This window comes from Streptomyces sp. Je 1-332 (assembly GCF_040730185.1).
GTDB lineage: Bacteria > Actinomycetota > Actinomycetes > Streptomycetales > Streptomycetaceae > Streptomyces.
This window is the reverse complement of sequence record NZ_CP160402.1, coordinates 1717689-1741608: the sequence shown is the minus strand read 5'-3', so window position 1 is coordinate 1741608 and position 23920 is coordinate 1717689. Positions and strand designations below refer to the sequence as shown.

Annotated in this window: 17 protein-coding genes, 3 rRNA genes and 1 pseudogene; 13 read left to right on the top strand and 8 right to left on the bottom strand. The window is 67.0% G+C overall.

The window, feature by feature from the left end; all coding sequences use genetic code 11:
- The first annotated feature begins 233 nt into the window (after positions 1-233).
- A complete protein-coding gene (locus tag ABXJ52_RS08105; RefSeq protein ID WP_367040476.1) occupies positions 234-2831 on the top strand; it encodes an FHA domain-containing protein in 2598 nt (865 codons plus the stop codon).
- A 103-nt stretch (positions 2832-2934) separates the two neighbouring features.
- Here ABXJ52_RS08105 and ABXJ52_RS08100 read toward each other — a convergent pair whose 3' ends face one another.
- From ABXJ52_RS08100 to ABXJ52_RS08090, 3 genes are all read right to left on the bottom strand, one after another.
- Entirely contained in the window at positions 2935-3654 is a 720-nt protein-coding gene (locus ABXJ52_RS08100; protein ID WP_367040475.1) for a transglycosylase SLT domain-containing protein, read from the bottom strand.
- A gap of 292 nt (positions 3655-3946) precedes the next feature.
- Positions 3947-5029: an S-adenosylmethionine:tRNA ribosyltransferase-isomerase gene (locus ABXJ52_RS08095; RefSeq protein WP_367040473.1), complete on the bottom strand. Its 1083-nt coding sequence runs from the start codon at positions 5027-5029 to the stop codon at positions 3947-3949.
- Positions 5026-5742 carry an SDR family oxidoreductase gene (locus tag ABXJ52_RS08090; RefSeq protein WP_367040472.1) on the bottom strand — a complete coding sequence of 239 codons (717 nt, stop codon included), beginning with the start codon at positions 5740-5742 and terminating at the stop codon, positions 5026-5028. The genes ABXJ52_RS08095 and ABXJ52_RS08090 overlap by 4 nt, the downstream gene beginning before the upstream one ends.
- Positions 5743-5934: 192 nt before the next feature.
- Between ABXJ52_RS08090 and ABXJ52_RS08085 the strand changes: the two genes are divergently transcribed.
- The 3 genes from ABXJ52_RS08085 (at position 5935) to chpE (ending at position 8163) form a co-directional block, all read left to right on the top strand.
- Positions 5935-7080, top strand: a complete 1146-nt coding sequence (locus ABXJ52_RS08085; RefSeq protein WP_367040471.1) for a GAF domain-containing sensor histidine kinase — start codon at positions 5935-5937, stop codon at positions 7078-7080.
- Positions 7073-7747 carry a response regulator transcription factor gene (locus tag ABXJ52_RS08080; RefSeq protein ID WP_367040470.1) on the top strand — a complete coding sequence of 225 codons (675 nt, stop codon included), beginning with the start codon at positions 7073-7075 and terminating at the stop codon, positions 7745-7747. The genes ABXJ52_RS08085 and ABXJ52_RS08080 overlap by 8 nt, the downstream gene beginning before the upstream one ends.
- A 170-nt stretch (positions 7748-7917) precedes the next feature.
- Entirely contained in the window at positions 7918-8163 is a 246-nt protein-coding gene (gene chpE, locus ABXJ52_RS08075) for a chaplin ChpE (protein ID WP_367040468.1), read from the top strand.
- 139 nt (positions 8164-8302) lie between these two features.
- Here chpE and ABXJ52_RS08070 read toward each other — a convergent pair whose 3' ends face one another.
- Positions 8303-9082: a hypothetical protein gene (locus ABXJ52_RS08070; RefSeq protein WP_367040466.1), complete on the bottom strand. Its 780-nt coding sequence runs from the start codon at positions 9080-9082 to the stop codon at positions 8303-8305.
- A gap of 123 nt (positions 9083-9205) precedes the next feature.
- Between ABXJ52_RS08070 and ABXJ52_RS08065 the strand changes: the two genes are divergently transcribed.
- From ABXJ52_RS08065 to ABXJ52_RS08055, 3 genes are all read left to right on the top strand, one after another.
- Complete coding sequence (locus tag ABXJ52_RS08065) at positions 9206-10003, top strand: ABC transporter ATP-binding protein (protein WP_367040464.1); 798 nt, start codon at positions 9206-9208, stop codon at positions 10001-10003.
- Positions 10004-10086: 83 nt separating this feature from the next.
- A complete protein-coding gene (locus ABXJ52_RS08060; protein WP_367040462.1) occupies positions 10087-10515 on the top strand; it encodes an NfeD family protein in 429 nt (142 codons plus the stop codon).
- 157 nt (positions 10516-10672) lie between these two features.
- Positions 10673-11635, top strand: a complete 963-nt coding sequence (locus tag ABXJ52_RS08055; protein ID WP_367040460.1) for an SPFH domain-containing protein — start codon at positions 10673-10675, stop codon at positions 11633-11635.
- 24 nt (positions 11636-11659) lie between these two features.
- Here the strand turns inward: ABXJ52_RS08055 and ABXJ52_RS08050 are convergent, their stop codons facing one another.
- The 3 genes from ABXJ52_RS08050 to ABXJ52_RS08040 form a co-directional block, all read right to left on the bottom strand.
- Positions 11660-12166: an HNH endonuclease gene (locus ABXJ52_RS08050; RefSeq protein ID WP_367040458.1), complete on the bottom strand. Its 507-nt coding sequence runs from the start codon at positions 12164-12166 to the stop codon at positions 11660-11662.
- Between the two features lie 145 nt (positions 12167-12311).
- On the bottom strand, positions 12312-12851 hold the full coding sequence (locus ABXJ52_RS08045; protein ID WP_367040456.1) for a YbhB/YbcL family Raf kinase inhibitor-like protein: 540 nt from the start codon (positions 12849-12851) through the stop codon (positions 12312-12314).
- 60 nt (positions 12852-12911) lie between these two features.
- Positions 12912-13694: a sporulation protein gene (locus tag ABXJ52_RS08040; protein ID WP_367040455.1), complete on the bottom strand. Its 783-nt coding sequence runs from the start codon at positions 13692-13694 to the stop codon at positions 12912-12914.
- A gap of 161 nt (positions 13695-13855) precedes the next feature.
- On the opposite strand from ABXJ52_RS08040, the gene ABXJ52_RS08035 reads away from it, so the two are divergent.
- The 6 genes and pseudogenes from ABXJ52_RS08035 (at position 13856) to ABXJ52_RS08010 (ending at position 22464) form a co-directional block, all read left to right on the top strand.
- The gene (locus tag ABXJ52_RS08035) at positions 13856-14497 is read left to right on the top strand and encodes a DNA-3-methyladenine glycosylase (RefSeq protein ID WP_367040453.1); all 642 of its coding nucleotides are present in this window, start codon (positions 13856-13858) and stop codon (positions 14495-14497) included.
- Positions 14498-15028: 531 nt separating this feature from the next.
- Positions 15029-16554: ribosomal RNA gene (locus ABXJ52_RS08030) — 16S ribosomal RNA — on the top strand.
- A 302-nt stretch (positions 16555-16856) separates the two neighbouring features.
- Positions 16857-19980, top strand: a 23S ribosomal RNA gene (locus tag ABXJ52_RS08025).
- A 139-nt stretch (positions 19981-20119) separates the two neighbouring features.
- A 5S ribosomal RNA gene (rrf, locus tag ABXJ52_RS08020) occupies positions 20120-20236 on the top strand.
- The 16S, 23S and 5S rRNA genes sit together here, the layout of an rRNA operon.
- Before the next feature lie 251 nt (positions 20237-20487).
- Positions 20488-21210, top strand: a pseudogene (locus tag ABXJ52_RS08015) (hypothetical protein); the annotation flags it as partial.
- Between the two features lie 405 nt (positions 21211-21615).
- Positions 21616-22464, top strand: a complete 849-nt coding sequence (locus tag ABXJ52_RS08010; RefSeq protein WP_367048898.1) for a hypothetical protein — start codon at positions 21616-21618, stop codon at positions 22462-22464.
- Positions 22465-22577: 113 nt separating this feature from the next.
- Here ABXJ52_RS08010 and ABXJ52_RS08005 read toward each other — a convergent pair whose 3' ends face one another.
- Positions 22578-23855, bottom strand: coding sequence for a DUF1015 domain-containing protein (locus tag ABXJ52_RS08005; RefSeq protein ID WP_367040451.1), 1278 nt, complete (start codon positions 23853-23855; stop codon positions 22578-22580).
- Positions 23856-23920 lie beyond the last annotated feature (65 nt).

The following is a 23920-nucleotide window of genomic DNA, read 5'->3' as shown; positions in this document are numbered from 1 at the left end:
ATTCATGCGAGATATGCGCAATGCGCATGATCCGTATGGACTCATGGGCGGTTACTACTCTCCGGGGTGGTTTCTGCCCCGTCAACGGGGCGGCCACAGAGGCCCGTACGCAGTCTTCACAAGGCCCGACTTTCGGTCAGAGGCCTCCGCCTGAAATAGTTCCTCCCGATGTTCGACATCCCTAGACTCCCCATGACGGGGGCTAGCTCGGGGGACAACTCAGTGGGGCTGGAGTGCCGGAACTCGTACTGGAATTGAATGGAAGGACCTGGACGCTCGATCCGTCCAGGTCGTACACCCTCGGACGTGATCCGCAGGGGGATCTCGCGCTTGACGACGCCAGAGTGTCCTGGCGGCACGCCACGATCAGCTGGAGCGGCCGCAGTTGGGTCATCGAGGACCACGGCAGCACCAATGGCACGTTTGTGCAGGGCCAGCGGATCCACCAGATGGAAATCGGCCCCGGCTCGGCGGTGAACCTCGGTAACGCGACCGACGGCCCGCGGCTGAATGTGTCCGGTGGCGCCTCGGGCGCCGCCGCCGTATCCGCACCGCAGCAGGCCGCTCAGCAGGCCCCGGCCCACCATGCGCCGCAACACCAGGCACCGCAGCACCACGCGCAGCAGCAGGGCGGGCCCGGCTGGGCCGCCAAGGCACCCGAGCCGCAGGCGCCGCAGTACCAGGCGCAGCAGCAGATGCCCCAGCAGCAGGGCTGGCCGCAGCCTCAGCAGGCCGCTCAGCACCAGCAGCCGCAGGTCCCGCAGCAGCAGGGTCCCGGCGCGGGTTCCGGCGGTGTCGCGGGGGCCCCGCCGGTCTACGGTGACCGCAGCCCGACGACGTTCCACCAGCTCTCGCTCGGCCGCAAGATGCGCATCGGCCGCGCCCTGGAGAACGAACTGGTCGTCTCCGACCTCCAGGTCTCGCGGCACCACGCCGAGTTCACGGCCACTCCGGACGGCCGCTTCGAGATCCACGACCTCGGCTCGCACAACGGCACGTACATCAACGGTCAGCCGGTCGCGAAGTCGGGCACGGCCCTCATCGGCCCGAACGACATCGTCAGCGTCGGCCACTCGACGTTCCGGCTCGTCGGCGACCGGCTCGAGGAGTTCGTCGACACCGGTGAGATCTCCTTCTCCGCCCGCCACCTGACGGTGACGGTCGACGGCGGCAAGGACATCCTCAAGGACGTCTCCTTCGGCGTCCCGGAGAAGTCGCTCATCGCGGTCATCGGCCCCTCGGGCTCCGGAAAGTCCACCCTCCTGAAGGCGCTCACCGGCTACCGGCCCGCCAACAAGGGCGACGTCCTCTACGACAACCGGAACCTCTACAAGCAGTTCGCCGAGCTGCGCCAGCGCATCGGTCTGGTCCCGCAGGACGACATCCTGCATAAGGAACTGACCGTCAAGAAGGCCCTCAAGTACGCCGCCAAGCTGCGCTTCCCCTCGGACACCAGCGAGCAGGAGCGCGAGCAGCGCATCGGCGAGGTCCTGCGCGAGCTCAAGCTGGACATCCACAAGGAGAAGAAGGTCACCTCCCTCTCCGGTGGCCAGCGCAAGCGCGTGTCGGTGGCCCTGGAGCTGCTCACCAAGCCGTCGCTGATCTTCCTGGACGAGCCCACATCCGGCCTCGACCCGGGCATGGACCGCGACGTCATGCAGCTCCTGCGCGGCCTCGCCGACGACGGCCGCACGGTCCTGGTCGTCACGCACTCGGTCGCCGAGCTGGCGATCTGCGACAAGCTCCTGGTGATGGCGCCGGGCGGCTCGGTCGCGTACTTCGGTCCGCCGGAGGAAGCGCTCAACTTCTTCGGCTACCAGACGTGGGCGGACGTCTTCTCGGCGTTCGAGAACTACCGCGACTACGACTGGGCGGGCCGCTGGAAGGGCTCGCAGCACTACCAGATGTACGCCGCCGACATCGACGCCGTGGCCGCGCAGTCCGTCCACATGCCGCCCCCGCAGGCGATCAGACCGCCCAAGCCGCAGGGCTGGGGTTCGCAGCTGTGGACCCTGATCCGCCGCTACACCTCGGTGATCGCGTCCGACAAGGGCTTCATGGGTCTGATGGTGATCCTGCCCGCGGTCCTCGGCATCGTCAGCGTCGTCATCCCGGCCGACTTCGGCCTCGCGCCTCCCGAGCCGCCGTCGAAGTTCAACGGCGACGCCGGCACGATCATGCTGATCCTCGCGGTCGGCATGTGTTTCTCGGGCGCGGCCAACTCCGTACGAGAGCTGATCAAGGAACGGGTCATCTACGAACGGGAGCGCGCCACCGGCCTCTCCCGCTCGGCGTACCTGATGTCCAAGGTCATCGTCCTCGGCGTGATCACGGCCCTCCAGGGCGTCATCATCTGCGGCATCGGCTTCGCGACCCGCGACATGCCGGAAGAGGGCCTGATCATGCCCCCGGCCGTCGAGATCTGCCTGGTCATCATCGCCCTGGGCTTCACGTCGATGATGTTCGGCCTGGTCATCTCCTCGCTGGTGAAGACCTCCGAGAAGACCATGCCGCTCCTGGTGATGTTCGCGATCGTCCAGGTCGTCTTCACCGGCGTGCTCTTCCAGGTCTACGGCTCGCCGGGCCTGGAGCAGTTCGCCTGGCTGATGCCCTCGCGCTGGGCCATCGCCGGCGCGGGCGCCACGCTGGACCTCGCCCACCTCATGCCGCCGTGGGACCCGAAGAAGCCGGGCGACCTCGACCCGCTGTGGGAGCACTCGGCGGGCCAGTGGGGCATGAACATCACGATCCTGCTCCTGATCGGCATCGCCTGCGGCTTCGCGGTCGCGCGGCTGCTGCGCCGCCACGAGCCCGAGGTCATGCGCAAGTAGCGGGCCTTAGGACACGACGAGAAGGGCGGCACCCCGCGCGGGGTGCCGCCCTTCGGCGTCTGACGAGCCTCGGTGAAGAGGTCCGTTGATCAGGAGATCAGGCTCAGTAGGCGCCGTTCACGTTGTCCATCGAGCCGTACCGGTCGGCCGCGTAGTTGGCCGCGGCCGTGATGTTGGCGACCGGGTCGTAGATGTTCGTGGACGTGCCCTGGACGTGGTAGGCGTCGAACGTGGGCTGGATGACCTGCAGCAGGCCGACGGACGGGGTGCCGTTGATGGCGTTGATGTCCCAGCCGTTCTTGGCGTTCGGGTCGCCCGCCGACTCACGGATGATGTTGCGGTGCAGGCCCTCGTAGGAACCGGGGATGCCCTTGGACTTCATGATGTCCAGGGACTGGCGGATCCAGCCGTCGAGGTTGTTGGTGTAGACCGGCTTGCGCGCGGCGGCACGGCTCGCGGCTTCCTTGGCCTTGCGCTCGTCCTCGGCCTTCTTCTTGGCCGCGGCCTGCTCGGCGGCCCGCTTCTTCGCGGCGGCGTCCGCCTGGGCCTTCGCCTTCGCGGCGGCGGCGTCCTTGGCCTGCTTGTCGACGGCGGTGTGCTGCTTGATGACACCGGCCTCGACGGCCTGCTGGGCGTCGGCGTTCTGCTTGAAGGCCACCGGAGCGGCCTCGACGTTCTGGGTCTCGGTTCCGGCGTCGGCGCTGCCCGGCACGAGGGAGAACGCGAGGGCGGCGGCGCCGAGCGTGGCGACACCGGCGATCGTGAACTTCTGGGTCTTGGTCGGCGCGGGGCGACTATGACCAGGGGTGCTGAGCTTGGACATGCTGATGGACCTCTTCGAATCGCGGAGGTCGTTCCGGCCGGCGGGGACATGTTCATATCCGGCACAAACGCCGCGGTGCGAGACCGCGGCGCCGAACGACGGATGCAATTCTTAGCGGCCGCAAAATTCTGTGGCAAAGCAGTGACGTACGAAGCCGGATAGTGGATCAGGGGGTGCTTTGTACGTTATGACGGCAACGCGCTCCAGCCGATAACGGACTTTCTTGACCACTAGGGACCTTCGTACGTGACGTGCGCCCTATGCGCGGGCTCACATCGAACACGTAACAGCCTTACCAACAGTTGCCAGAGCAATTCTCTGTGTGAGCAAACTCCTCCGGAAGGAGGAGATGCACGTCGCCGAACTCGTGCCACAGGTAGAGACGGCGTACCGCCTCCGTATAACCGCGGCCCACAGCGGCCCGGCCCGCTATCGCCTCCAGCATCAGCAGATGCGAGGCCTGCGGCTCGTGCAGCCCCGTGAGCAGCCCGTCCACCACACCCACGCCCCGCTCGGGCGTCACCAGGAGCTCCGTACGGCCCCCTGCCGCCCGGACCACCCCGCCGGGCCCCGCGGCCGACTCGACGGCGCGCACCGCCGTCGTACCGACCGCGATCACCCGTCCGCCGCCCGCCCTGGCCGCGTTGATCAGCCGCGCCGAAGTCCCGGGCACCTCGAAGAGCTCGGGATACGGCGGCTCGTGCGCCTCGGGGGACGCCACCCCCGTATGCAGGGTGACCGGTGCGAACTGCACACCCCGGCTCACCAGGCGGGCCACCAGGTCCGCGGTGAAGGGCCGGGCCGCACTCGGCATCTCCGCGCTGCCCGCCCCGTCGGCCGACGGCAGCGCGAACACGGTCTGGTGCGCGGACAGCGGCTGGTCCCTCTCCGTGTAGGAGTAACGGATGGGACGCCCGTGCCGCCGCAGCAGCGAGGGCACGTCGGCCGACACCCTGGCCCACCACAAACGCCCGCTTCCCGGGGCCAGCGGTTCCTCGACGACGAGGCGTACGTCCCCGGGGAGCCGCACGACTGAATCCGCGGGCCCGCCCGCCCGCGGACGCGTGGTGCCCCTGCCGTCCGGCTCCCGCACCTCCACGGCCCACCGGCCGTCGTCGCCCCGCGTCGAGAAGTGCACCACCACGCGCGCGTGCCCGGCGACCGCGTCGACCGCGGCGGGCAGCGTCTGTGAGGTGTTCACGATCAGCACGTCCCCGGCCCGCAGCAGCGCGGGCAACTCGGTGAACGCGTGATGCGACACCTCCGACCCGCGCGAGACGAGCAGCCGCACCGCGTCCCTGCCCAGGCCCTCGCCCCGCTGCTCGGCGGGGACGCGCGCCGACAGCTCGTCCGGCACCCGCACGGCCAGCGTCATAGCGCGTCCAAAGAGGAGAGAGCGTCCAGCAGGGAGGGGGCGGCGTACCGCCCGCTCGCCGGCCGCTCGTCGAGCAACCGCAGGAAAGCGGGCGCCACTGTCTCCGGTGCCGGCCGCCCCGCGGCGTCGTCCTCCGGGACGGCCGCTTCGTAGAGATCGGTCCGCATGTCACCGGGATCGACCGCCCACACCCTGATCCCCGGCTCCTCCACCGCGAGGACCGCCGACAGATGATCCAGGGCGGCCTTGGAAGCCCCGTAACCGCCCCACGTCTCGTACGCCTCGACGGCCGCGTCGGAGCTGACGTCGACCACGGCCCCCGTCTCCGAGGCCCGCAGCAAAGGCAGCGCCTCGCGGATCAGCCCCAGCGCGGCCACCACATTGGTCTCCAGCGCCTGCCGCAGCCCGTCGAGCGTGAGCTCCTCAAGGCGTACGAGAGGCTCCGCACCCAGCGCGCTCGCGTTGTTCACCAGCAGATCGAGACCGCCCAGCTTCCGCGCCGCGGCCACGAGATCCGCCCGGTGCCCGGCGTCCGTGACATCCCCGGGGACGGCCTCCACGCGCGCGCCGCGCCCCGCCAGTTCGCGGGCCGCCTCGTCGAGCACGGCGGCCGTCCTCGCGTCGAGCACCAGATCCCACCCCCGCTCGGCGAGCGCCGCCCCCAGCGCGCGCCCCAGCCCTTTCGAAGCCCCCGTGATGATCGCTACCGGCATGACATCCGTCCCCTCAGGTCGCCCTGTGGCCGCCTCTCCAGCGGATGACCCCACGGTAGGAACGGGCCCGCTCCCGGCGCCTCGTGCGCCGGCCGCAACATCTGCGGGCCCTTGGGCCTAAGCCGACAGCCCTAGGCGGCGGCCACCACAGGTCCGATACGCGCTGTCACACCCCGCCGGTACGGTGAGGCCATGAGTCAAGGTCCCCGGTCCGGCCTGAACGCGGTGAGCTCCGCGCTTCTCGCCATGAGCAGGCAGCTCGAGGTGCGCGACGTCCTCAAGACGATCGTCGCCTCGGCCCGCGAGCTGCTCGACGCGGAGTACGCGGCGCTCGGCGTTCCTGACGACCACGGCGGGTTCGCCCAGTTCGTCGTCGACGGCGTCAGCGACGAGCAGTGGCGCGCCATCGGCCCGCTGCCCCGTCAGCACGGCATCCTCGCCTCCATGCTGCACAAGGCCGAGCCGGAGCGCCTCGCCGACGTGCGCAAGGACCCGCGCTTCGAGGGCTGGCCGTCCGCCCACCCGGACATGTCCGACTTCCTGGGCCTGCCGATCCGGTACGGGGACGAGACACTCGGCGCCCTCTTCCTCGCCAACAAGAACTGCCCCAAACCTGAGGGCGGTTGCGGCTTCACCGCCGACGACGAAGAGCTCCTGACGATCCTCGCCCAGCACGCCGCGATCGCCCTCACGAACGCCCGGCTCTACGAGCGCAGCCGCGAGCTGACCATCGCCGAGGAGCGCTCGCGCCTCGCCCACGAACTGCACGACGCCGTCAGCCAGAAGCTGTTCTCACTGCGCCTGACGGCCCAGGCCGCGGCCGCCCTGGTGGACCGCGACCCCTCGCGCGCCAAGGGCGAACTCCAGCAGGTGGCCGCCCTCGCGGCCGAGGCGGCGGACGAACTGCGCGCCGCTGTCGTGGAGTTGCGCCCCGCGGCCCTGGACGAGGACGGCCTGGTGGCCACCCTGCGCACGCACACGCAGGTCCTCGACCGCGCGCACGCCGCCGAAGTCACCTTCGAGAGCCACGCGGTCCGCGCCCTGCCCGCGTCCCAGGAGGAAGCGATGCTGCGCGTCGCCCAGGAGGCGCTGCACAATGCCTTGCGCCACTCCGGCGCGGAGCACGTCCGCGTCACCCTGGCGCGGCGCGGAGCCGGCGCGGCGCTGCGCGTGACGGACGACGGCAGCGGCTTCGACCCGCGCGTGATCCGGCGCGCGGGGCGGCACTTGGGCCTGGTCTCCATGCGGGACAGGGCCGGCGGGGTCGGCGGACGGCTGACCGTGGAATCGGAGCCCGGCAAGGGCACGACGATCGAGATGGAGGTTCCCGGTGGCTGACGCTGTGTCCCATCCGAAGCCGGGCCCGAAGGCGGGAATCCGGGTGCTGCTGGTCGACGACCACCAGGTGGTCCGCCGCGGTCTGCGTACGTTCCTCGAGGTGCAGGACGACATCGAGGTCGTGGGCGAGGCGTCGGACGGCGCCGAAGGAGTCGAGCAGGCCGAGAAGTTGAAACCGGACGTCGTCCTCATGGACGTCAAGATGCCGGGCATGGACGGGGTCGAGGCGCTGCGCAAGCTCCGCGAACTGGCCAACCCCGCGCGCGTGCTCATCGTCACCAGCTTCACCGAGCAGCGCACGGTCGTCCCGGCCCTGCGCGCGGGCGCCGCCGGGTATGTCTACAAGGACGTCGACCCGGACGCCCTCGCGGGTGCCATCCGCTCCGTGCACGCGGGCCATGTGCTGCTCCAGCCCGAGGTGGCGGGGGCGCTGCTGTCCCAGGAGGAGGCCAACACCGGTCAGGGGAGGGGTGGTTCGCTCACCGAGCGGGAGCGCGAGGTCCTGGGGCTCATCGCCGACGGCCGCTCGAACCGCGAGATCGCGCGCGCCCTCGTGCTCTCCGAGAAGACCGTCAAGACCCACGTGTCGAACATCCTGATGAAGCTGGACCTCGCCGACCGCACGCAGGCCGCCCTGTGGGCCGTACGACATGGTGTGACCGGCTGATCTACGTTCCGGCGCACTTCGTCAACCCCTAATGCGGACCGTCGCGTTCCGGACTGAGATTCATACCGTCGTGTAGATGTCCCTCGTATGGCGCAACCTGCGCGCCGCCCGGCCGTTCTCCAGTGCGTGCTGCGGCGGCTGGCCGCAGCGATCGCTAGGAGGGTCCAGAAGTGAAGAACCTGAAGAAGGCCGCTGCTGTCACGATGGTGGCGGGTGGCCTCGTCGTCGCCGGTGCCGGTCTCGCCTCCGCCACGGGCGGCGCGCACGCCGACGGCAAGGCCGTGAAGTCCCCGGGCGTCGGCTCGGGCAACCTCGTCCAGGCGCCGGTGCACATCCCCGTGAACGCCGTGGGCAACACCGTGTCCGTCATCGGTGCCCTCAACCCGGCCTTCGGCAACCTCGGCGTCAACCACTGACGCAGTTCCGAAGCCGCGGCCCCGGGGCAAAGCCCCGGGGCCGCGCACTGCGCCCCAAAGGGGTGCGGGGAACCGCGCGACAAGCCACCGAGCGCTCGCGGCCAAAGGCGAAGCCCCGACCGCTCAGACGCCCCCAGGGCTACCGCTCCCGCTCCTCCACATAAGCGTTGTACGCAGCCACCTGCGCCCGCCGGGCAGTCCGCTCCACGGGGCGCAACGCCGCCCCCCGCGCGGCCATCTCCGAGGCACTCACGGCCCCGCCGTGGCCGTTCTCGTACGCCACCGAGATGAGCAGGCCGACCCGCTGGGCCAGTTCCAACACCCGTACGGCACGCGGCGGATAGCCAGGCGCCAGAGCCTCGCGCCCCCGCTCCGCCCGCGCCCGGTAGGCGTCCACCGCGGCCTCGGCGACCGGCCCCGAGCCCGCCACGTCGAGCCGCGAGAGCACCTCCGTCGCATCCCGCAGCGCCTCGGCGAGCTCGCGCTCCGCCTCGCCCAGCGAGGGAACGTCGGCGGGCGGCGCCTCCCGCACGGGCAGGCAGTGCCAGCGGACCTCCACGTGCACATCACCGGCGGGCCCCGCCTCGGACACCTCCGGCACGAAGCCGTACGGCGCCCCGAAGGCGACGACCGCCTCCTGGGCGTCCAGGGCCCGTGCGTTGAATTCGGGCGGGCCGCTGAGGCCGAGCGGATGCCCCGGCGCGGGCAGCGCGACCCGGAGCCCGGTCACCCCGAGCGTGCGCAGTCGTCCGATCGCGAGCGTGAGACCGACGGGCCCCGACTCGCCGGGCAGGCCTTCGACCCGGTGCACGGCATCGTCGCCGACCATCGCGAGCACCGCCTCATCCGGCGAGACAAGTCCGGCAAGAAGGGCGTTTCCCCATGCAGCCAAGCGTCCTGAGCGTGGTTCCGAGAGCATGCGTACAGCCTAAGGACCGGGCTAAGGGCTGGAGCGCTCGGCCGGTGGCGTAGGTTTTCTCCCAGGGGACTGCGCCCACAGGCGCAAGCGACAGCCGAGACTGCAATGGGAGACAACGCGCTCATGAGCGATGTACTGGAGCTGGAGGACGTATCCGTGGTCCGCGAGGGCCGGGCTCTGGTGGACCAGGTCTCCTGGTCGGTCAAGGAGGGTGAGCGCTGGGTCATCCTCGGACCGAACGGGGCGGGAAAGACCACCCTCCTGAACGTCGCGTCCAGCTACCTCCACCCGAGCGCCGGAACCGCCACCATCCTCGGCGAGACCCTCGGCAAGCCCGGCACGGACGTCTTCGAGCTCCGCCCGCGGATCGGTGTGGCCGGCATCGCGATGGCCGAGAAGCTGCCCAAGCGCCAGACCGTCCTGCAGACGGTGCTCACGGCCGCGTACGGCATGACCGCCGGCTGGCACGAGGACTACGAGGACGTCGACGAGCAGCGCGCCCGCGCCTTCCTCGACCGCCTCGGCATGACCGACTACCTGGACCGCAGGTTCGGCACCCTCTCCGAGGGAGAGCGCAAGCGCACCCTGATCGCGCGCGCCCTGATGACCGACCCCGAACTGCTCCTCCTGGACGAGCCCGCCGCGGGCCTCGACCTCGGCGGACGCGAAGACCTCGTACGCCGCCTGGGCCGTCTGGCCCGCGACCCGATCGCCCCTTCGATGATCATGGTCACGCACCACGTCGAGGAAATCGCCCCCGGCTTCACGCACGTCCTCATGATCCGCCAGGGCAAGATCATGGCCGCGGGCCCGCTGGAACTCGAACTCACCTCCCGCAATCTCTCCCTCTGCTTCGGACTGCCCCTGGTGGTCGAGGAGCGGGGCGAGCGCTGGAGCGCCCAGGGCCTCCCGCTCGGCTGACACCGGCGCGAACTACCGTGCCCGCGCCGGTCGGTAGATCACGTGCCCTGTGCGGGAAGGTCCCGCGGTCCTACCATGACCATGTGGACATCGACGCATGGGTGTGGTGGCTGATCGGAGCCGTCGCGCTCGGAATCCCGCTCGTACTGACCGCGATGCCGGAGTTCGGCATGCTCTCCGTGGGCGCCGTCGCGGGCGCCGTGACCGCGGGCCTCGGCGGCGGCACCGTGCTTCAAGTCGTCGTCTTCGCCGCGGTGTCGGTCGCGCTCGTCGCGGTCGTACGCCCGGTGGCGGCGAGACACCGGGCCGGGCGGCCCGAACTGGCCACGGGCGTCGACGCGTTGAAGGGCAGGTCGGCCGTCGTCCTGGAACGCGTCGACGCCTCCGGCGGCCGGATCAAACTCGCCGGCGAGATCTGGTCGGCCCGCGCGCTCGACACCGCCCAGAGCTACGAGGCGGGGCGCGAGGTGGACGTGGTCGAGATCGACGGAGCGACAGCCATCGTCATGTGACGGACAGCCACCGTCGTGTGGCGGCCATCGTCGGGCGAATCCGCCACGGGGTGTGCGACGGTCTGTCAGACTCGACCAGCAAGATCTTCGCCGACCCGCTTCCGGGCTCTGCGGATCTTCCGGGAACACCGAGGCAAGAGGGGTACGGGGAACAACGATGCAACCAATCATCATCGTCCTGGTCATTCTGGTGGTGCTGGTCTTCATCGCCCTGATCAAGACGATCCAGGTCATCCCGCAGGCCAGCGCCGCGATCGTCGAGCGCTTCGGCCGCTACACCCGCACGCTGAACGCGGGCCTGAACATCGTCGTCCCGTTCATCGACTCGATCCGCAACCGCATCGACCTCCGTGAACAGGTCGTCCCGTTCCCGCCGCAGCCGGTGATCACCCAGGACAACCTCGTGGTGAACATCGACACCGTCATCTACTACCAGGTGACCGACGCCCGCGCCGCGACGTACGAAGTCGCCAGCTACATCCAGGCGATCGAGCAGCTCACCGTCACCACCCTGCGCAACATCATCGGTGGCATGGACCTCGAGCGGACCCTGACGTCCCGCGAGGAGATCAACGCGGCACTGCGCGGCGTCCTCGACGAAGCCACCGGCAAGTGGGGCATCCGCGTCAACCGCGTCGAGCTCAAGGCCATCGAGCCGCCGACCTCCATCCAGGACTCGATGGAGAAGCAGATGCGCGCCGACCGCGACAAGCGCGCCGCGATCCTCCAGGCGGAAGGTGTACGGCAGTCGGAGATCCTGCGCGCCGAGGGTGAGAAGCAGTCCGCGATCCTGCGCGCCGAGGGTGAGGCCAAGGCAGCGGCCCTGCGCGCCGAGGGCGAGGCCCAGGCGATCCGTACGGTCTTCGAGTCCATCCACGCCGGAGACCCGGACCAGAAGCTCCTCTCGTACCAGTACCTCCAGATGCTCCCGAAGATCGCCGAGGGCGACGCGAACAAGCTCTGGATCGTCCCCAGCGAAATCGGCGACGCCCTCAAGGGCCTCGGCGGAGCACTCGGCAACTTCGGCCCGCTGGGCGGCGGTTCGGGCGGTTCGGGCGGCTCCGGTGCCTCCGTCCCCGCCCCCGCCACCGAGCGCCGCGAACAGCCGCGCATCGACTGAGGCGCCCCAAAGGGGCGCGGGGAACTAGGCGGCAGGCGCCGCCAGCCACTCCGGCAGGGTGGCCCTCTCGTCCCGGCCGAGCGACAAGAGCATCGCGTCCGCGGGAGTCGGCTCAAAGGGCTGCCGCAACAACGGCATCCCCGCCTCCTCCGGCGTACGGTCGGCCTTACGGTGATTGTCCATCGCGCACGAGGCGACCGTATTGAGCCAGGTGTCCGTACCACCCTGCGCCCGCGGCACCACGTGGTCCACGGTCGTCGCCCGCCTCCCGCAGTACGCGCACCGGTGCTGATCCCGCACGAGCACACCCCGCCGCGACCACGGAGCCCGTCTTCGGAACGGGACCCGTACATACCTGCAGAGCCTGATCACCCGAGGCACCGGTATCTCGACCGCGGCCGCGCGCACACGGAGTCCGGGGTGGGCCTGCTCGACGACTGCCTTGTCGCTGAGGACCAGCACGACGGCACGGTTCAGCGTCACCGTCGACAGCGGCTCGAAGCTCGCGTTCAGCACCAGCGTGTCCCGCATTTCGCCCACCTCCCGTATGCACACCGACCCACCCCTGGCGGGCTTGGATCAACTCTGGCCGGGCACGCCGAGATGGACAACGCAATAAAAATGCCCGCCCCTGATCACTTCCATGACCAGGGGCGGGCAAACGTTCAGCGAACGCTCAGCTATCGGCCGGAGCCGCGTACTCGGCGAGCACCTGCGCGCGCCCGAGCGTGTGGAACCGGAGGTTGAATCCGACGACGGCGGGGGAGGCGTCGGAGTCCGGCCCGAGCTTCTCCTGATCCACCGCGTACACGGTGAACACATAACGGTGCGCCGGGTCACCGGGCGGCGGCGCGGCGCCCCCGAATTCCTTCGTCCCGAAGTCGTTCCGCACCTGCACCGCGCCCTCGGGCAGCCCCTCGAACTTGCCGCTGCCCGCACCGGTGGGCAGTTCCGTCACCGACACCGGGATGTCGAAGACGGACCAGTGCCAGAACCCGCTGCCCGTCGGGGCGTCCGGGTCGAAGCACGTCACGGCGAAGCTCTTGGTCTCCGGCGGGAAGCCTTCCCACCGCAGGTGCGGCGAGGTGTTCCCGGCCGCTTGGACCTGAGCGTCCTTAAGGACCGCACCCGGCTCGAGATCCTCGCTCACGACCGTGAACGACGGCACGGGCGGATGGAAGTCATGGGGAAGCGGCGGCCTCTTGAGCTCGGTCACGTCGGCACCTCCTGATCGGTTCCTGCTCGGCGGTAGCTCTACAGCTCTGCTCTCCCGAGCCTAGAACCAGTTGCGCTTGCTGCCGACCGCGGACAGCCACTCGTTGAGGTACGCCGCCCAGTCCGTGCCCTGGAAGTCGTTCAGACCGACCTTGAAGGAGCGGAACGAGTCGCTGCCCTCACTGAACATGCCCGGCTTCTTGTCCATCTCCAGGATGACGTCCATCTCGCGGTCGTCGGCCACGAAGCTCAACTCGACCTGGTTGAGTCCGCGGTACTGCTGCGGCGGGAAGAACTCGATCTCCTGGTAGAAGGGCAGCTTCTGCCGCGTGCCACGGATGTGCCCGCGCTCCATGTCCGCACTCTTGAAGCGGAAGCCCAGCTGGATGAAGGCGTCCAGGATGGCCTGCTGCGCCGGCAGCGGGTGCACGTTGATCGGGTCCAGGTCGCCGGAGTCCACGGCCCGCGCGATCTCGAGCTCGGTGGTCACACCGATGTTCATCCCGCGCAGCTGCTGCCCGTCGATGGAGGTGACCGGCGTCTCCCAGGGAATCTCGAGTCCGAACGGCACCGCGTGCACCTGGTTCGCCTGGAGCGTGAAGGCCCCACCGAGCCGCAGTTTGGTGAACTCGATGTCCTGCTTCGTCTCCTGGTCCTGGCCCTCGACCTCGACCCGCGCCTGCAGACCGACGGAGAGACCCTCGATCTCCTGGTCCACGGACCCGCCCTGGATCCGCACCTCACCCTGGACGACACCACCCGGTACGACGTTGACCTCGGTCAGCACCGTCTCCACCGACGCACCGCCGGCACCCAGGCTCGCAAGCAGCTTCTTGAACCCCATGACTCTCCTCCCCCAGGCCGCGCCTGTGGTTCGACTCGACTTGATCCTTGATCCATACAAACGCGGTGAACCCACGTCCGGTTCCGCGTCCTCACCCTGGCAATCAGCCCGGCAGGTGACCACCCGCCCGTACAGAACTGTCTCCAGTACGCTCGGACGCCATGATCGAGGCCCCTGACCGTACGCCCCTCACCCACGACTTCTTCGAGCGCCCTGTCGTCGACGTGGCCCCTGATCTGCTGGGCCGCGTCCTCGTACGCAGCTCACCGGACGGTCCGATCGAGCTGCGCCTGACAGAGGTGGAGGCGTACGCGGGCGATGCCGATCCGGGGTCACACGCCTATCGCGGCCCCACCGCCCGCAACAGCGTGATGTTCGGTCCGCCCGGATACGCGTACGTCTACTTCACCTACGGCATGTGGCACTGCCTCAACGTGGTGTGCGGTCCGGAAGGCAAGGCGAGCGGGGTTCTGCTCCGGGCCGGGGAGATCACGACCGGAGCCGAGATCGCCCGCAAGCGTCGGCTCTCGGCCCGCAACGACAGGGAACTGGCCAAAGGCCCGGCGCGCCTGGCCACGGCCCTCGACGTGGACCGTGACCTGAACGGCACCGACCTCTGCGCGGGCGGGGACGCCCCTCTCACTCTCCTTACGGGCGCCCCCATCGGCTCCGACCAGGTCGGCAGCGGCCCCCGCACCGGAGTCGGCGGCGACGGAGCCGCCCACCCCTGGCGCTTCTGGACCCTCAACGACCCGACGGTGAGCCCTTATCGGGCCCATACGCCCCGACGCCGCCGAACTTGACGCGGCCCCGGGCGGACCGTAATGTGGCCCGAGCCGCTTGACCCGGTGACGGCAATCTGCCGACAGCTGGAAGCGGCCAACCACTACCTACGACTTCCCCTCAGCGGGGGCGAATTTGGCGTGCTCGCATGTCTGAATTCGAACTCGCGGAACTCGATTATGAGTTGCCGAGGGAATCCGCTAACGTAGTGAACACGCCGAAAGGCAAAGGCCCTCCAACGGCCACCGGAAATGAAATCCGAACCGGGAACGGAACGGAAAACGGATCTGGTAGAGTTGGAAACACGAAATACCGAAGGGAAGCGCCCGGAGGAAAGCCCGAGAGGGTGAGTACAAAGGAAGCGTCCGTTCCTTGAGAACTCAACAGCGTGCCAAAAGTCAACGCCAGATATGTTGATACCCCGTCTTCGGCCGTCATGGTCGGGACGAGGTTCCTTTGAAGAAAACATCAGCGAGGACGCTGTGAACCGGAAGATTATTCCTCTTCCTGGTTCCGCTCAACGCGGATGTGCACCCGATTACGGGTAAACATTCACGGAGAGTTTGATCCTGGCTCAGGACGAACGCTGGCGGCGTGCTTAACACATGCAAGTCGAACGATGAAGCCCTTCGGGGTGGATTAGTGGCGAACGGGTGAGTAACACGTGGGCAATCTGCCCTGCACTCTGGGACAAGCCCTGGAAACGGGGTCTAATACCGGATGATATCCCCTCTCGCATGGGAGGGGGTTGAAAGCTCCGGCGGTGCAGGATGAGCCCGCGGCCTATCAGCTAGTTGGTGAGGTAGAAGCTCACCAAGGCGACGACGGGTAGCCGGCCTGAGAGGGCGACCGGCCACACTGGGACTGAGACACGGCCCAGACTCCTACGGGAGGCAGCAGTGGGGAATATTGCACAATGGGCGAAAGCCTGATGCAGCGACGCCGCGTGAGGGATGACGGCCTTCGGGTTGTAAACCTCTTTCAGCAGGGAAGAAGCGAAAGTGACGGTACCTGCAGAAGAAGCGCCGGCTAACTACGTGCCAGCAGCCGCGGTAATACGTAGGGCGCAAGCGTTGTCCGGAATTATTGGGCGTAAAGAGCTCGTAGGCGGCTTGTCACGTCGGTTGTGAAAGCCCGGGGCTTAACCCCGGGTCTGCAGTCGATACGGGCAGGCTAGAGTGTGGTAGGGGAGATCGGAATTCCTGGTGTAGCGGTGAAATGCGCAGATATCAGGAGGAACACCGGTGGCGAAGGCGGATCTCTGGGCCATTACTGACGCTGAGGAGCGAAAGCGTGGGGAGCGAACAGGATTAGATACCCTGGTAGTCCACGCCGTAAACGGTGGGAACTAGGTGTTGGCGACATTCCACGTCGTCGGTGCCGCAGCTAACGCATTAAGTTCCCCGCCTGGGGAGTACGGCCGCAAGGCTAAAACTCAAAGGAATTGACGGGGGCCCGCACAAGCAGCGGAGCATGTGGCTTAATTCGACGCAACGCGAAGAACCTTACCAAGGCTTGACATATACCGGAAAGCATCAGAGATGGTGCCCCCCTTGTGGTCGGTATACAGGTGGTGCATGGCTGTCGTCAGCTCGTGTCGTGAGATGTTGGGTTAAGTCCCGCAACGAGCGCAACCCTTGTTCTGTGTTGCCAGCATGCCCTTCGGGGTGATGGGGACTCACAGGAGACTGCCGGGGTCAACTCGGAGGAAGGTGGGGACGACGTCAAGTCATCATGCCCCTTATGTCTTGGGCTGCACACGTGCTACAATGGCAGGTACAATGAGCTGCGAAGCCGCAAGGCGGAGCGAATCTCAAAAAGCCTGTCTCAGTTCGGATTGGGGTCTGCAACTCGACCCCATGAAGTCGGAGTTGCTAGTAATCGCAGATCAGCATTGCTGCGGTGAATACGTTCCCGGGCCTTGTACACACCGCCCGTCACGTCACGAAAGTCGGTAACACCCGAAGCCGGTGGCCCAACCCCTTGTGGGAGGGAGCTGTCGAAGGTGGGACTGGCGATTGGGACGAAGTCGTAACAAGGTAGCCGTACCGGAAGGTGCGGCTGGATCACCTCCTTTCTAAGGAGCATCTAGACTGCCAAGCTTGCTTGGTGGTCCAAGAGCCATTACGTCGGCAAATGTTCGACGGTGGTTAGCTCATGGGTGGAACGTTGACTATTCGGCACGGCTGGTTGGATCTGTTAGTACTGCTTCGGCGTGGAACACAGAGTCAATTGGTCGGGCCGGGCACGCTGTTGGGTATCTGAGGGTACGGACTTGTTCCCGACCTCAATGCCGACCCCGGTGAAGCATCCAAGTGTGGGTGTGTGACGGGTGGTTGGTCGTTGTTTGAGAACTGCACAGTGGACGCGAGCATCTGTGGCCAAGTTTTTAAGGGCGCACGGTGGATGCCTTGGCACCAGGAACCGATGAAGGACGTGGGAGGCCACGATAGTCCCCGGGGAGTCGTCAACCAGGCTTTGATCCGGGGGTTTCCGAATGGGGAAACCCGGCAGTCGTCATGGGCTGTCACCCGCTGCTGAACACATAGGCAGTGTGGAGGGAACGCGGGGAAGTGAAACATCTCAGTACCCGCAGGAAGAGAAAACAACCGTGATTCCGGGAGTAGTGGCGAGCGAAACCGGATGAGGCCAAACCGTATACGTGTGAGACCCGGCAGGGGTTGCGTGTGCGGGGTTGTGGGATCTCTCTTTCACAGTCTGCCGGCTGTGAGGCGAGTCAGAAACCGTTGATGTAGGCGAAGGACATGCGAAAGGTCCGGCGTAGAGGGTAAGACCCCCGTAGTCGAAACATCAGCGGCTCGTTTGAGAGACACCCAAGTAGCACGGGGCCCGAGAAATCCCGTGTGAATCTGGCGGGACCACCCGTTAAGCCTAAATATTCCCTGGTGACCGATAGCGGATAGTACCGTGAGGGAATGGTGAAAAGTACCGCGGGAGCGGAGTGAAATAGTACCTGAAACCGTGTGCCTACAAGCCGTGGGAGCGTCGCGTGCAGCACTTGTGCTGTACGTCGTGACTGCGTGCCTTTTGAAGAATGAGCCTGCGAGTTTGCGGTGCGTTGCGAGGTTAACCCGTGTGGGGAAGCCGTAGCGAAAGCGAGTCCGAATAGGGCGATTCAGTAGCGCGCTCAAGACCCGAAGCGGAGTGATCTAGCCATGGGCAGGTTGAAGCGGCTGTAAGAGGTCGTGGAGGACCGAACCCACCAGGGTTGAAAACCTGGGGGATGACCTGTGGTTAGGGGTGAAAGGCCAATCAAACTCCGTGATAGCTGGTTCTCCCCGAAATGCATTTAGGTGCAGCGTCGTGTGTTTCTTGCCGGAGGTAGAGCACTGGATAGGCGATGGGCCCTACCGGGTTACTGACCTTAGCCAAACTCCGAATGCCGGTAAGTGAGAGCACGGCAGTGAGACTGTGGGGGATAAGCTCCATGGTCGAGAGGGAAACAGCCCAGAGCATCGACTAAGGCCCCTAAGCGTACGCTAAGTGGGAAAGGATGTGGAGTCGCAGAGACAACCAGGAGGTTGGCTTAGAAGCAGCCACCCTTGAAAGAGTGCGTAATAGCTCACTGGTCAAGTGATTCCGCGCCGACAATGTAGCGGGGCTCAAGCGTACCGCCGAAGTCGTGTCATTCCAGCATATAGGGCCAACGCCTGCTGGGATGGGTAGGGGAGCGTCGTGTGCCGGGTGAAGCTGCCGCGGAAGCGAGTGGTGGACGGTTCACGAGTGAGAATGCAGGCATGAGTAGCGATACATACGTGAGAAACGTGTGCGCCGATTGACTAAGGGTTCCTGGGTCAAGCTGATCTGCCCAGGGTAAGTCGGGACCTAAGGCGAGGCCGACAGGCGTAGTCGATGGATAACCGGTTGATATTCCGGTACCCGCTGTGAAGCGTCAAACATCGAGCCCATTAATGCTAAGGCCGTGAAGCCGTCCTGGAGCCTTCGGGCAAAGGGAAGTGGTGGAGCCGCCGACCCAAGGTGGTAGTAGGTGAGTGATGGGGTGACGCAGGAAGGTAGTCCAGCCCGGGCGGTGGTTGTCCCGGGGTAAGGGTGTAGGGCGTGTGATAGGTAAATCCGTCACACTTGTGCCTGAGACCTGATGCCGAGCCGATTGTGGTGAAGTGGATGATCCTATGCTGTCGAGAAAAGCCTCTAGCGAGTTTCATGGCGGCCCGTACCCTAAACCGACTCAGGTGGTCAGGTAGAGAATACCGAGGCGTTCGGGTGAACTATGGTTAAGGAACTCGGCAAAATGCCCCCGTAACTTCGGGAGAAGGGGGGCCATCACTGGTGATTGGATTTACTCCATGAGCTGGGGGTGGCCGCAGAGACCAGCGAGAAGCGACTGTTTACTAAAAACACAGGTCCGTGCGAAGCCGTAAGGCGATGTATACGGACTGACGCCTGCCCGGTGCTGGAACGTTAAGGGGACCGGTTAGTCAACTTTCGGGTTGGCGAAGCTGAGAACTTAAGCGCCAGTAAACGGCGGTGGTAACTATAACCATCCTAAGGTAGCGAAATTCCTTGTCGGGTAAGTTCCGACCTGCACGAATGGCGTAACGACTTCTCGACTGTCTCAACCATAGGCCCGGTGAAATTGCACTACGAGTAAAGATGCTCGTTTCGCGCAGCAGGACGGAAAGACCCCGGGACCTTTACTACAGTTTGATATTGGTGTTCGGTTCGGCTTGTGTAGGATAGGTGGGAGACTTTGAAGCGGGCACGCCAGTGTTCGTGGAGTCAACGTTGAAATACCACTCTGGTCGTGCTGGATGTCTAACCTGGGTCCGTGATCCGGATCAGGGACAGTGTCTGATGGGTAGTTTAACTGGGGCGGTTGCCTCCCAAAGAGTAACGGAGGCGCCCAAAGGTTCCCTCAGCCTGGTTGGTAATCAGGTGTTGAGTGTAAGTGCACAAGGGAGCTTGACTGTGAGACCGACGGGTCGAGCAGGGACGAAAGTCGGGACTAGTGATCCGGCGGTGGCTTGTGGAAGCGCCGTCGCTCAACGGATAAAAGGTACCCCGGGGATAACAGGCTGATCTTCCCCAAGAGTCCATATCGACGGGATGGTTTGGCACCTCGATGTCGGCTCGTCGCATCCTGGGGCTGGAGTCGGTCCCAAGGGTTGGGCTGTTCGCCCATTAAAGCGGTACGCGAGCTGGGTTTAGAACGTCGTGAGACAGTTCGGTCCCTATCCGCTGTGCGCGTAGGAATATTGAGAAGGGCTGTCCCTAGTACGAGAGGACCGGGACGGACGAACCTCTGGTGTGCCAGTTGTCCTGCCAAGGGCATGGCTGGTTGGCTACGTTCGGAAAGGATAACCGCTGAAAGCATCTAAGCGGGAAGCCTGCTTCGAGATGAGTATTCCCACCCCCTTTGAGGGGTTAAGGCTCCCAGTAGACGACTGGGTTGATAGGCCAGATCTGGAAGCCCGGTAACGGGTGGAGGTGACTGGTACTAATAGGCCGAGGGCTTGTCCTCAGTTGCTCGCGTCCACTGTGTTAGTTCTGAAACAACGAACAGTTGTGTCGGCTGAACGGCTACACCACTTAATTGAAGAGTGTGCTTGTTCGCTGCCCTGTTTGAGATCCCGCTCTTGCGGCGGGATATTTCATAGGGTTTCGGTGGTCATAGCATGAGGGAAACGCCCGGTTACATTCCGAACCCGGAAGCTAAGCCTCATAGCGCCGATGGTACTGCAGGGGGGACCCTGTGGGAGAGTAGGACGCCGCCGAACAATCTTTGGAGGACCCATGGTCCCAGCACACACGCTGGGACCATGGGTCCTTTTTGTTTTGTCGAAGCGCGCCGGCTACCCGGCTGCGCGAGAATGACTGCGGTACCGAAGACTAGGAGTCACCGATGTCCACCAACTCTCCCGACGAGCGACCGGAGCGCGGCCAGCGCGGCCGGGACGGTGGCGACCGGGGCGGATACCGTGGCGGCGCGCCCCGCCGCGACGACCGCAGCGGCGGTGGGCGTCCCCCGTTCCGCCGTGACGACCGCTCCACCTCCGGTGGGCCGCGTCGCGACGACCGCGACCGGGGTGCGCCTCGCCGCGACGACCGCGGTGGCGAGCGCGGCGGTTTCCGGCGGGATGACCGCGGTGGTGACCGTGGTGGGTTCCGCCGTGATGACCGTTCGACCTCCGGCGCTCCGCGCCGAGACGACAACCGGGGTGGCGGCGGCGACCGACTCCCCTTCCGCCGTGACGACCGTCGTGACGACCGCCGGGATGACCGGCGTGACGACCGGGGCGGTGACCGTGGCGGCTTCCGTCGCGATGACAACCGCGGCGGTGGCGGCGGCGGTTTCCGCGGGCGCGATGACCGCAGTGGCGGTGGGCGTCCTCCGTTCCGCCGTGACGACCGCTCGACCTCCGGTGGCCCGCGCCGCGACGACCGCCGTGACGGTGACCGTCCCGCGTTCCGCCGTGATGACCGTTCGACCTCCGGCGCTCCGCGCCGCGACGACCGCGGCGGCGACCGTCCTCCGTTCCGTCGCGACGACCGCCGTGATGACCGCCGGGATGACCGGCGTGACGACCGCGGCGGTGACCGGGGTGGGTTCCGGCGTGACGACAACCGTGGCGGCGGCGATCGCGGTGGCTTCCGCCGCGACGATCGTCGCGATGACCGTGGTGGTGACCGCGGAGGGTTCCGTCGGGATGACCGGCGTGACGACCGCGGTGGTGACCGTGGCGGCTTCCGTCGTGACGATCGCCGGGATGACCGCCGTGATGACCGCCCCCGTGGTGGTGACCGTCCTGCCTTCCAGCGCGATGACCGTCGTGACGACAACCGTGGCGGTGGCGATCGCGGTGGCTTCCGCCGGGATGACCGTCGGGACGACCGGCGTGACGACCGCGGTGGCGACCGGGGTGGGTTCCGGCGTGACGACAACCGTGGCGGTGGCGATCGTGGCGGGTTCCGTCGCGATGACAACCGCGGCGGTGGCGGTGGCGGCTTCCGCGGGCGTGATGACCGTGGGCCCCGGCGTGATGACCGAGGCGGTCGGCCCGGCGGTTTCCGTGGGCGCGACGACCGGCGTGACGGTGACCGCGGTGGGTACCGCGGGCGTGACGACCGGGACCGCGACCGCGAGCCGATCAAGCGGCTGCCGATCCCCGATGACGTAACGGGCCACGAGATCGACAAGGACGTGCAGCAGGAGCTGCAGAGCCTTCCCAAGGGGCTTGCCGAGGACGTCGCCAGGAACCTGGTGATGGTCGCCAACCTCCTCGACGAGGACCCCGAGCAGGCCTACGAGTACTCGCGGATCGCTCTGCGGCTCGCCTCGCGCGTCGCCGCCGTGCGCGAGGCGGCGGGCTTCGCCGCGTACGCGACCCAGAAGTACAGCGAGGCGCTCGGGGAGTTCAGGGCAGCCAAGCGGATGACCGGCAGTGTCGAGCTCTGGCCCGTCATGGCGGACTGCGAGCGCGGCATGGGCCGGCCCGAGAAGGCGCTGGACATGGCCGGTGCGCCCGAGGTGCAGAAGCTGGACAAGCCGGGGCAGGTCGAGATGCGTCTCGTCGCCGCCGGTGCGCGGCGTGACCTGGGGCAGATCGATGCCGCCATCGTCACCCTGCAGGGCCCCGAGCTCGCGTCGAACTCCGTCCAGCCGTGGACCGCGCGGCTGCGGTACGCCTACGCCGACGCGCTGCTCGCGGCGGGGCGTGAGGACGAGTCGCGCGAGTGGTTCGCGAAGGTCATCGAGTCCGACAAGGACGGCAGCACGGACGCCTCGGACCGTCTCGCCGAGCTTGACGGTGTCGAGTTCGTCGACGTGATGGAGGGGGAGTCGCAGGCGCCGGTCGCAGAGGCGGCGCCGGTCTCGGAGCCCGACGTCGTCTTCGTCGCCCCGGTCCAGGAGGGCCAGGACGAGGAGGACGAGGGCGTGGAAGAGTACTACGACGAGGACGACTTCGAGCTGGACGACGACGGTGATGAGGACCGCAAGGCCTGAGCACTGACTCTGACCTGGTAGTACGACAACGGGCGGGATCCCATCAGGGGCCCCGCCCGTTGTCGTATGTGTGCGTAACTCACATGTGCGCGTGATTCACCTGTCCGCGTGCTTCAGAAGTCGAGGCTCCGCAGGACCAGACCCGAGGCCGGCTTGGGGCCGAAGGACGTGGACTTGCGGGGCATCGTGACGCCTTGGCGGGCCAGGTCGCGTACGACCTCTTCGCGGACCGGGTGCATCAGGACGGCTGTCCCGCCGTCCCGTTCCGCCTTCTCGACGGTCGCCTCGGTGTCGTGGATGTACGCGATGTGCTCCGGAGCGTCCGGGATCTGCCAGATGTGATCGAGGAGCGTGGAGTGCAGGACCGTCGCGTCCAGGGTGCGCCAGGCCTCAGGGGGGTTCGCCGGGATCGTACGGGCCAGGAGGTCGGGGGAGGGGAGGTCTATGAGGTGGAAGGCTCCGTCGCCCGCGAGGAGGAAGGCGTTGCCTTCGGCCGCCGCATCGGCAAGGGCTTCCAGGGCGCGGGGCAGGGGACCCTCGACGGTGCGTACGCGGAAGGAGTCCTTGACGGCGGTCAGGGCGTCGGAGACCGGGAGCCGGTGGAGGTAGCGGTGGATGGAGCGGACCCGGAGCGGGTAGCGGGCGGTGTCCACCAGGAGGACGAGGCCATGGTCCCAGGGGCCGGCCGACGGGTGCTCCGAGCGCAGCCGGAGATAGGTCGCCCAGCGATGGTGTCCGTCCGCGATCAGGGCCTGCCGGTGGGAGAGATCCGACTGGATCTCGGTGAGGTCGGCGGGGTCGGTGACGGCCCACAGGCGGTGGCTGAAGCCGTCCTCCGTGGTCGTCGACAGGAGGGGCTCGGTCGTCACGGTGCGTTCGATGACGGCTGTCGCGCCCGTGGGGTCGCCGGTGGAGCGGTACGTCAGGAGCAGGGGTTCGAGGTTGGCGCTCGTCGCGCGCATCAGGGCCGCGCGGTCCTCCACCACGTGGGACATGACGCCCTCATGGGGCAGGACGATGCCGTCCTTCGCCTCGGAGAGGCGCAGTGCGCCGATGATGCCGCGCTGCAGGATGCCTGCGTCGCGCTGCTCGTAGACGTAGAGACCGGGCTCCGGATCGGGGGCGAGAATGCCCTGGGAGAGCCAGGCGTGCAGGGTCTCGGCCGCCTGCTGGTTGCGGGCCGCCGGTGTGGTGGCCTGCGGGAGGATCAGCCGGACGATGTTGTGCGGGTCGGCCGACTCCAGGTGGAGCAGGCCGTCGGGCCGTACGACCACGTCGTACGGCGGGGACGTCACGGCGGCAAGGCTGCCGATCCGTTCGGGGACGTAGCGAACGCCTCGGAACGGGATCAGGTCGAGGCCTCGGTCGTCGGTATGACCCGCTGTGTTCATTGCTGCATCGTATGTGTGTCAGTGGCATGAGCGATGATCGGGGGAGTGGGATCGATCGAGGAGCG

What these genes read in the sequence shown, in the direction of transcription:
- ABXJ52_RS08035 (WP_367040453.1), top strand. Translation starts at nt 13,856, where the DNA reads ATGATCGAGGCCCCTGACCGTACGCCCCTCACCCACGACTTCTTCGAG.
- ABXJ52_RS08050 (WP_367040458.1), bottom strand. Translation starts at nt 12,166, where the DNA reads ATGCGGGACACGCTGGTGCTGAACGCGAGCTTCGAGCCGCTGTCGACG.
- ABXJ52_RS08005 (WP_367040451.1), bottom strand. Translation starts at nt 23,855, where the DNA reads ATGAACACAGCGGGTCATACCGACGACCGAGGCCTCGACCTGATCCCG.
- ABXJ52_RS08100 (WP_367040475.1), bottom strand. Translation starts at nt 3,654, where the DNA reads ATGTCCAAGCTCAGCACCCCTGGTCATAGTCGCCCCGCGCCGACCAAG.
- ABXJ52_RS08090 (WP_367040472.1), bottom strand. Translation starts at nt 5,742, where the DNA reads ATGCCGGTAGCGATCATCACGGGGGCTTCGAAAGGGCTGGGGCGCGCG.
- ABXJ52_RS08070 (WP_367040466.1), bottom strand. Translation starts at nt 9,082, where the DNA reads ATGCTCTCGGAACCACGCTCAGGACGCTTGGCTGCATGGGGAAACGCC.
- ABXJ52_RS08040 (WP_367040455.1), bottom strand. Translation starts at nt 13,694, where the DNA reads ATGGGGTTCAAGAAGCTGCTTGCGAGCCTGGGTGCCGGCGGTGCGTCG.
- ABXJ52_RS08055 (WP_367040460.1), top strand. Translation starts at nt 10,673, where the DNA reads ATGCAACCAATCATCATCGTCCTGGTCATTCTGGTGGTGCTGGTCTTC.
- ABXJ52_RS08095 (WP_367040473.1), bottom strand. Translation starts at nt 5,029, where the DNA reads ATGACGCTGGCCGTGCGGGTGCCGGACGAGCTGTCGGCGCGCGTCCCC.
- ABXJ52_RS08065 (WP_367040464.1), top strand. Translation starts at nt 9,206, where the DNA reads ATGAGCGATGTACTGGAGCTGGAGGACGTATCCGTGGTCCGCGAGGGC.
- ABXJ52_RS08085 (WP_367040471.1), top strand. Translation starts at nt 5,935, where the DNA reads ATGAGTCAAGGTCCCCGGTCCGGCCTGAACGCGGTGAGCTCCGCGCTT.